The sequence below is a fragment of the Kitasatospora sp. NPDC004272 genome (genome assembly GCF_053603035.1).
The window spans coordinates 1-7,649 of sequence record NZ_JBSGET010000231.1 but is presented as its reverse complement, the minus strand read 5'-3'; the positions used below and the strand labels follow the sequence as shown (position 1 = coordinate 7,649).

Below are 7,649 nucleotides of genomic sequence, written 5' to 3'. Positions count from 1 at the left end.
GCCGCAGGGCCCGTCCCCACGCCCGGGGACGGGCCCTGCGGCGCTGTCCGGGTGCTACCGCTGCTCGTCGCCGGGGGTGCCGTACAGCACGGCGGTGACCTTCGGGTTGAGCAGCGAGCCGATGCCGACCAGGCCGAGCACCCCGACCGCGGCGCCGACGGCGGCCATCACGCCGCCGGACTGCCACATGTAGTACGCGACGGGCAGGCAGATGGAGTTGGTGAGCACGGCGGGGCTGCGGCCCCAGCGCCGCCCGTGCAGCAGCGCGCGGCCGGCCAGGACCGGCAGCAGGCCCATCAGCAGCAGGACGAGGCCGCCCAGCTCGGCGCGACCGAAGTCGGCGTCCGCGCCGGTGAAGCCGGAGATCAGGTTGTAGACGCCCCAGCCGGCCATCGCCGCGCCCTCCAGCGCGGTGAGCGCCGCGCCGACGAGCAGCGGGGCGGGCCGGGCGGCGGCGGGGGCGGCGGTGGCGGGAGCGGATTCAGCGGTCACCGGGCCAGGGTAACGGTGGGCTCGTGCCGGGCGGGTCGTAGGCTGATCACCATGCGCGCTCTCCTGGTCGTGAACCCGAAGGCGACCACCACCAGTGGCCGGACCCGGGACGTGCTGATCCACGCCCTGCGCAGCGACCTGAAGCTGGACGTAGCCCAGACCCAGTACCGGGGCCACGCCCGCGACCTGGCCCGGCAGGCGGCCGAGGACGGGTCGGTGGACCTGGTGGTGGCGCTGGGCGGCGACGGCACGGTCAACGAGGTGGTGAACGGCCTGCTGGCGCACGGCCCGGGCGAGCGGGTGCCGCGGCTGGCGGTGGTGCCGGGCGGGTCGACGAACGTGTTCGCCCGGGCGCTGGGCCTGCCGAACGACCCGGTGGAGGCGACCGGCGCGCTGCTGGACGCGCTGGCGGACCGCCGGGAGCGGGCGATCGGCCTGGGCAAGGCGCTGACCGACGGGCTGCCGGACCGCTGGTTCACCTTCACGGCGGGCCTGGGCTTCGACGCGGGCGTGGTCGGCCGGGTGGAGCGCCAGCGCCGTGCGGGGCGCAGATCCACCCACGCGCTCTATGTCGTGGAGGCGCTCCGGCACTACGTCACCGAGCGTGAGCACCGCCGTTCCGGGCCGATCTCCCTGGAGATCAACGGCCGGGACCCGGTGCCCGGCATGGTGATGGCCATAGTTTCGAACACTTCGCCGTGGACGTTCCTGGGTTCCCGGCCGGTCTTCCCCTCGCCCGCCGCGTCCTTCGAAACCGACCTCGACATCTTCGGCATCACTCGAATGACCGCGTTCCGGACCGCTCGAACGGTCCGTCAGATCCTCCGCCCGCTGCCCGCCGCGGAGGGCGGTGAGCGCCCGGCCGGCCCCTCCGGGAAGCACCTCGTCTCCTATCACGACGTTCGGCACTTCACCTTGGTTTCAGAGGAACCGGCCCCGTTTCAGGTCGACGGAGACCACCTTGGAGACAGGAGTCGCGTCAGTTTCACAGGCGTACGGCGGGCACTGCGTGTGATTGTGTGACCAGAAGGGGGCCCCTGCCTTGCACTCGAACGTTCGAGCCCCTTCACCCCATAGAAGTACCGCCTGTGAGGTAGGCGACACCGAAGAATCAAAACTTTCTTGCCGAAGGGGGTTGTATCCGGCTTCGAGGTTTGCGAACCTCTACATGGCGATCGGGACACACCACAGCGGGACACCGCGGGAGAGCCCCTCGAATCGCCGAACCCCCCTCAGCGAAGACCGCCCGGGCCCGATGGGCCTTAGGTCCCTTTTGCTGTTGCGGGATTCGTGAAAGCGTTCACATTCACAAGCCATTCGAGTGAGTCGCGGGCCACCGCCCGTCGACCGGAGGAGTTGGACGACCATGGACTGGCGCCACCGCGCTGTCTGCCGCGAAGAGGACCCGGAGCTGTTCTTCCCGATCGGGAACACCGGCCCCGCTCTGCTGCAGATCGAGGAAGCCAAGGCCGTGTGCCGCCGTTGTCCCGTGATGGAGCAGTGCCTGCAGTGGGCGCTGGAGACCGGCCAGGACGCCGGCGTCTGGGGCGGCATGAGCGAGGACGAGCGTCGCGCGATGAAGCGCCGCGCCGCCCGCAACCGGGCCCGCACCGCCTGACGCACCGAACTGACGAACTGTCAGTGGCAGTACGGATCAACCCATGATCAAGGGTTCGGCCGCGATTGGCCGGCCGAGCCTTCCCGAACGGGCCCCGCTCCATCTGCGGGGCCGACGACGCGAGCCGCCCAGGCACTTGATACTGTTCACTTAGAGCAATATCGTTGGCCTGAGGCGCTCACCGTGCGCAACGCACGGGGCGGGCGTCGCGCCACACCAGAAGCCCCCGTTCCGGCCGACTCCCCCCGACGGCCGGACCGGGTCGAGAGGCCCTGCCGACCCACCCCCCCCGGTCGGCGGGGCCTCGTTTCTGTCTCCGGGCCCGCCCGGTGGCCCCGCCACCCCGGCGGGGCCTTGCCCCGGCCGGGGCTACGGGACGGGGATCTCCAGCACCACCTTGGTGCCGCCCTCGGGCGCGGCCACCATGTCGAAGCTGCCGCCGAGTTCGCCGGTGGCCAGGGTGCGGACGATCTGCAGGCCGAGGTTGCCGGCCCGCTGCGGGTCGAAGCCCTCGGGCATGCCGCGGCCGTCGTCCTGCACGGTGATCAGCAGGTACTCCTCGGGCTTGACGCCGTTGTTCCAGGTGTCCGACCAGCCCTTGCCGCCGGCGGGGGCGCGGCCGCGCAGCGCGCTGACCTCCAGGTTGCCGGAGGCGCTGGGGCCGAAGGCGTGCTCCAGGGCGTTCTGGGTGAGCTCGGTGAGGATCATCGCCAGCGGGGTGGCGACCTCGGCGGACAGGATGCCGAAGGAGCCGCTGCGGCGGGCCACCACCCGGCCGTCCTGGGAGAGTTCCATCACCATGGCCAGCACCCGGTCGGCGATCTCGTCGAAGGCGACCGACTCGTCGAGGGCCTGGGAGAGCGTCTCGTGCACGATGGCGATCGAGCCGACCCGGCGGACGGCCTCGTCCAGGGCGGCCCGGCCGGCGGCGGAGTCCATCCGGCGGGACTGCAGCCGCAGCAGCGCGGCGACGGTCTGCAGGTTGTTCTTCACCCGGTGGTGGATCTCCCGGATGGTGGCGTCCTTGGTCATCAGTTCGCGGTCGCGGCGCCGCAGTTCGGTGACGTCCCGGCAGAGCACCAGGGAGCCGGTGGGGGTGCCCTTGGGCTTGAGCGGGATGGTCCGCAGGGTCACCACGCCGCCCTGCGCCTCGACCTCGGTCTGCCGGGGTGCCCAGCCGCTGGCCATCTTCACCATCGCCTCGTGCACGGCGCCGCGGCTGGGCGGCACCAACTCGGCGGTGGCCTTGCCGAGGTGACTGCCCACCAGGTCGGTGGTGAGGCCGAGCCGGTGGTAGGCGGACAGCGCGTTGGGGCTGGCGTAGGTGACCACGCCCTCGACGTCGAGCCGGATCAGGCCGTCGCCGACCCGGGGCGCGGCGTCCATGTCGGCCTGTTCGGCGCCCGGGAAGGGGAAGGTCCCGGCCGCGATCATCTGGGCCAGGTCGGAGGCGCTCTGCAGGTAGGTGAGTTCCAGCCGGCTGGGGGTGCGCACGGTCAGCAGGTTGGTGTTGCGGGCGATCACGCCGAGCACCTTGCCGTCCCGTCGCACCGGGATGGACTCCACCCGCACCGGCACCTCCTCCCGCCACTCCGGGTCGCCCTCGCGGACGATCCGCCCCTCGTCGTAGGCGGCGTCCAGCAGCGGTCGGCGGCCGCGGGGCACCAGGTGGCCGACCATGTCGTCCTGGTACGAGGTGGGGCCGGTGTTGGGCCGCATCTGGGCCACCGAGACGTAGCGGATGCCGTCCCAGGTGGGGATCCACAGCACCAGGTCGGCGAAGGAGAGGTCGGAGAGCAGCTGCCACTCCGAGACCAGGAGGTGCAGCCACTCCACGTCGGCACCGGTGAGGGTGGTGTGGCGGCGGACGAGTTCGTTCAGCGAGGGCACACGGTGAGGGTATCGCCGACCGCCCCCGGGCACGCTGTCACAGGTTGTCCAGACCAATTCCGGGGCACCCCTGGACAACCGCAATTGGTCTAGTCCACAATGAACATGCACCAAGGAGAGGCCCTCCGCGCAACTGCCCTGACCGCGCGAGGCCCCTCCTCGGTCGGAGGCGTCGTACGAGGGTCCCGCACAACCCTCGGACGGTCCCCGCCTCCGGCATACAGCTCCGGGCTACGGTGCCGCACGGGTTGAGGGTCCCGTGTCGGCGCCGTGGCCCGTAGTGTTTTCCGGCCCCGCGCGCCCCGCGCGGCCTTCGGAGCCCCCTCCGGCCCGGTGAAGCTTTCAGCGCACTCCCCCGGACAACGGCGAAGCCGCCCCCGCGAGCACCTCGCGGGGGCGGCTTCGCGCGTCTCAGTGGGTCTCGGTGACCTTGGCGAGCGCGCGGGGGGCGTCCGGGTCCTGGCCGCGGGCGATGGTGACCTCGTAGGCCAGCAGCTGCAGCGGCAGGATCTCCAGGATCGGCTGCACCTCCTCGGGCACCCCGGCCGGCAGCGCGAAGCCCGCGCTGGCGGCGTCCACCTGGTCCTGCTGGCCGACCACGACCAGGTCGGCGCCGCGGCCGCGCAGGCGGTCCAGGACGGGCTGCAGGGCCTCGCCGCCCTTGCCGTCCGGGACGATCGCGATGACCGGCGAGACGTTGTCGACCATGGCCAGCGGGCCGTGCAGCAGGTCGGCGCCGGAGAACGGGGAGGCCGGGATGTAGGTGGTCTCCATCAGCTTCAGCGCCGCCTCGCGGGCGGTCGGGTAGCCGTAGCCGCGCGAGGTGATGACCAGGCGCTGGGCGAAGCGGTAGCGCTCGGCCAGGTCCTTGACCTCGCCCTGGCGGGCCAGGATGCCGGCCGCCAGCTCGGGCAGCGCCTTCGCCGCGGAGCCGTCGCCGCCGCGCAGGCCCTCGACGAACAGGTACAGCGCCAGCAGCTCGGCGGTGTAGGTCTTGGTGGCGGGCAGCGCCTTCTCCGGCCCGGCCAGCACGTCGATGTGGAACTCGGAGACCTCGGCGAGCGGCGAGGCGGCGTTGTTGGTGACCGCCAGGGTGATCGCGCCGGCCTCGCGGGCCGCCTTGGTGGAGGCCACCAGGTCGGGCGAGCCGCCGGACTGGCTGACCGTGACGACCAGGCAGTCGGTGAGGTCCGGCTTGGCGCCGTACGCGGTGGTGGTGGACATCGAGGTCAGGCCGGCCGGCTTGCCGAGCAGCACCTCGATCAGGTACTTGGCGTACAGCGCGGCGTTGTCGGAGGTCCCGCGGGCGGTCAGCAGGACGAAGCGCGGGTTGCGGGCGGCGATCTGCGCGGCGATCTCACGGATCGCGGGCGCGCCCTCGTCGAGGATGCGCTGCAGGACGGCCGGCTGCTCGGCCATCTCCGCCGACATGATCCTGCCGGGTACGGAAACAGTCTGCGGGTCGGACATCGGGGTGTGCCTCCGTGGAGAGATGGTTCGACCCCGTGGGGCGGGATGCCCGACGGGGACCTCTGAACGGCGGCGAGACCGCACCCTCGCTGCGTGGAACTGTTCTGAGGCGATCCTACGTGCGACCGGGCCCCGCGGCACACTCCGTGCGGGTGCCGCGGGGCCCGGTCTCAGGGTTCGGGACGCGGTCGGCCGGTCGGCCGGCCGGTCAGCCCTGCTTGTTGATCAGCTGGTCGATCTCGGCGTCGGCCTCCTTGGTGGCCTGCTCGACGGTCTTGCCCGAGAAGATCGCGTTCAGCATGTTGGGCAGGATGTTCTGCTTCTCGATCGCGCCCCAGCCGGGGGCGAGCGGGGTGAACCAGGCGTCCTGGACCGCGTTGGCGGCGGCCGCGGTGTTGGGCTTGTTCTTCAGCGGGGCGAGCTGCACCAGGTTGTTGGGCAGGGTGTCCTTGTCGGCGAGCAGCTGCTCGGACTTGCTGCTGGTGAACATCCGCACCCAGTCGCTGGCCGCCTGGGCGTTCTGCGACTTGGCGGTGACCGCCAGGTCGGAGCCGCCGATGAAGGACGGCAGCGGCTTGCCGTTCGGGCCGGGCATCGCGGCGACCTTGAGCACGTCCTTCAGCGCCGGGGTGCCGGTGATCGGGGCGGTGGCGACGCTCTGCTCCCAGCCGTTGGCGTAGATCAGGCCGGCCTTCTCGTGGCCGAGCACCTTGGCCTGGTCCTGCTCGTTGACCTTGAGGTCGCCCTTGTTGTAGTCGTGCACCAGGTCGACGAAGTGCTGGAGGCCCTGCTGCGACTTGGCGTCGTGCAGGGTGCCGTGCCAGGTGCCGCCGCCGTCGAACTTGGCGATCGAGCCGCCGTAGGCGTTGACGTAGGACATCGCGGCGTACCAGTAGGGGCCGGGCAGGTACAGCGGGGAGTAGCCGCTGATGCCCTTGTTCTTGGTCGCCATCTTGTCGAGGGCGTCGATCAGCGCCTCCTCGGTCTGCGGGAAGTCCGCGGAGCCGGTGGCGTCCTGGAACATCTTCGAGTTGTAGATGCCGACCCGGGCGCCCGCGTAGTAGGGCACGCAGTACAGCGTGCTCTGGTAGGTGCAGGTGTCGACCAGACCCTTGATCCAGTTGTCGGAGTTGTCGAAGGTGTTGGCCTCCTGCTTCAGCAGCGAGCCGTCGACGATGTACTTCAGCGTCTCGGTGTTGCCGAGCTCGACCACGTCCGGGGCCTGGCCGGCGGCGATCGCGGCGTCCAGCTCGGAGACCTTCTTGCCCCACTCGTGGTAGCTCAGCTTGATCTGGACCTTCGGGTACTTCTCGGCGAACTCGTCGTTCACCTGCTGCACCAGCTCGGGCCAGCTCTTCTGGGCGTCGTCCATCAGCCAGACGGTCACGGTGCCGGTCACGTTCTTCGTGTCGACGTTCGTCGGCGAAGGGGACGGGCTACCGGACGAGCAGCCCGCGGCGGTGGCCAACAGGGCTGCGGTGCTGAGCGTGGCCAGTACCTGACGCTTCACGCGTTCCTCCGGATGGGGGCGGGGAGGTCTGCGCAGTGGTACAGACCAGATTTTCGGATCTTGGCCTAGACCATTTTGAGGCGTCAACGCAGGTGCGGTTTCGCACCCTGCTCGTTGTCAATCCGTTGCCTTGCCTGTCCCGGCCACGTCAACGGACCTCGGAACCGCGCTCCGCGCATGACTTTAGGCTCATTTAAGGTGACCCTCGGTGAGGGAAATGGATCACGCCCAATTCCCGAAATCACCGGCCCCGGTTTATCCGGCCCGGCCGCCGGGGGCCCGGCCGGCGACCGGCCCGCCGTCCGTCGGATACGCACGACTTCCGCCGGGCCCGGGATCGACCGCCACCGGACCCGTCCCGCACCCCGCCACCGCCGCACCCGCGGCGGAACGCGGGACGCCCGCGGACCGGACGGGGACGAGCGGTCCGCGCGGCAGCGGGTGCGGGCCCGGGCGGTGCGGCGGTGCGGCGGCGGTGCGGGGAAATCCGCGGAACGCCCGGCCGTGATTCCGGCCCGGCTTTTCCGGGCCGCCGGAAAAGCGGGGTGGCGGTCCCCGGTATTGGGTCCGCGCCTCCGCGCCGGGATTCGTGGTCGCCGACGGCGGCTGGAAGTACCTGTCCACCGGCATCTACACCGCCGAGACCACCGAGGCGGCGGTCGAGGCGCT

The 7,649-nt window shown here is 71.2% G+C and carries 6 protein-coding genes; 2 read left to right on the top strand and 4 right to left on the bottom strand.

Annotated features, from left to right (window positions below):
- Window positions 1-54: 54 nt before the first annotated feature.
- A complete protein-coding gene (locus ACWEO5_RS37335; protein WP_344559049.1) occupies window positions 55-492 on the bottom strand; it encodes a hypothetical protein in 438 nt (145 codons plus the stop codon).
- Window positions 493-543: 51 nt separating this feature from the next.
- Between ACWEO5_RS37335 and ACWEO5_RS37330 the strand changes: the two genes are divergently transcribed.
- Window positions 544-1,515 (top strand): diacylglycerol/lipid kinase family protein, encoded by a 972-nt coding sequence (locus ACWEO5_RS37330; protein ID WP_452166530.1) that lies wholly within the window; start codon window positions 544-546, stop codon window positions 1,513-1,515.
- Between the two features lie 343 nt (window positions 1,516-1,858).
- Window positions 1,859-2,110, top strand: a complete 252-nt coding sequence (locus ACWEO5_RS37325; protein ID WP_014138019.1) for a WhiB family transcriptional regulator — start codon at window positions 1,859-1,861, stop codon at window positions 2,108-2,110.
- A 369-nt stretch (window positions 2,111-2,479) separates the two neighbouring features.
- Here the strand turns inward: ACWEO5_RS37325 and ACWEO5_RS37320 are convergent, their stop codons facing one another.
- The 3 genes from ACWEO5_RS37320 to ACWEO5_RS37310 form a co-directional block, all read right to left on the bottom strand.
- Entirely contained in the window at window positions 2,480-4,000 is a 1,521-nt protein-coding gene (locus ACWEO5_RS37320) for a sensor histidine kinase (protein WP_452166529.1), read from the bottom strand.
- Between the two features lie 411 nt (window positions 4,001-4,411).
- Window positions 4,412-5,470 carry an SIS domain-containing protein gene (locus ACWEO5_RS37315; protein WP_452166528.1) on the bottom strand — a complete coding sequence of 353 codons (1,059 nt, stop codon included), beginning with the start codon at window positions 5,468-5,470 and terminating at the stop codon, window positions 4,412-4,414.
- Between the two features lie 208 nt (window positions 5,471-5,678).
- Window positions 5,679-6,980 carry an extracellular solute-binding protein gene (locus ACWEO5_RS37310; RefSeq protein WP_452166527.1) on the bottom strand — a complete coding sequence of 434 codons (1,302 nt, stop codon included), beginning with the start codon at window positions 6,978-6,980 and terminating at the stop codon, window positions 5,679-5,681.
- Window positions 6,981-7,649 lie beyond the last annotated feature (669 nt).

Bases quoted from the DNA above. Each gene is read 5' to 3' on its own strand.
- ACWEO5_RS37325 (WP_014138019.1), top strand. From the start codon at position 1,859: ATGGACTGGCGCCACCGCGCTGTCTGCCGCGAAGAGGACCCGGAGCTG.
- ACWEO5_RS37315 (WP_452166528.1), bottom strand. From the start codon at position 5,470: ATGTCCGACCCGCAGACTGTTTCCGTACCCGGCAGGATCATGTCGGCG.
- ACWEO5_RS37330 (WP_452166530.1), top strand. From the start codon at position 544: ATGCGCGCTCTCCTGGTCGTGAACCCGAAGGCGACCACCACCAGTGGC.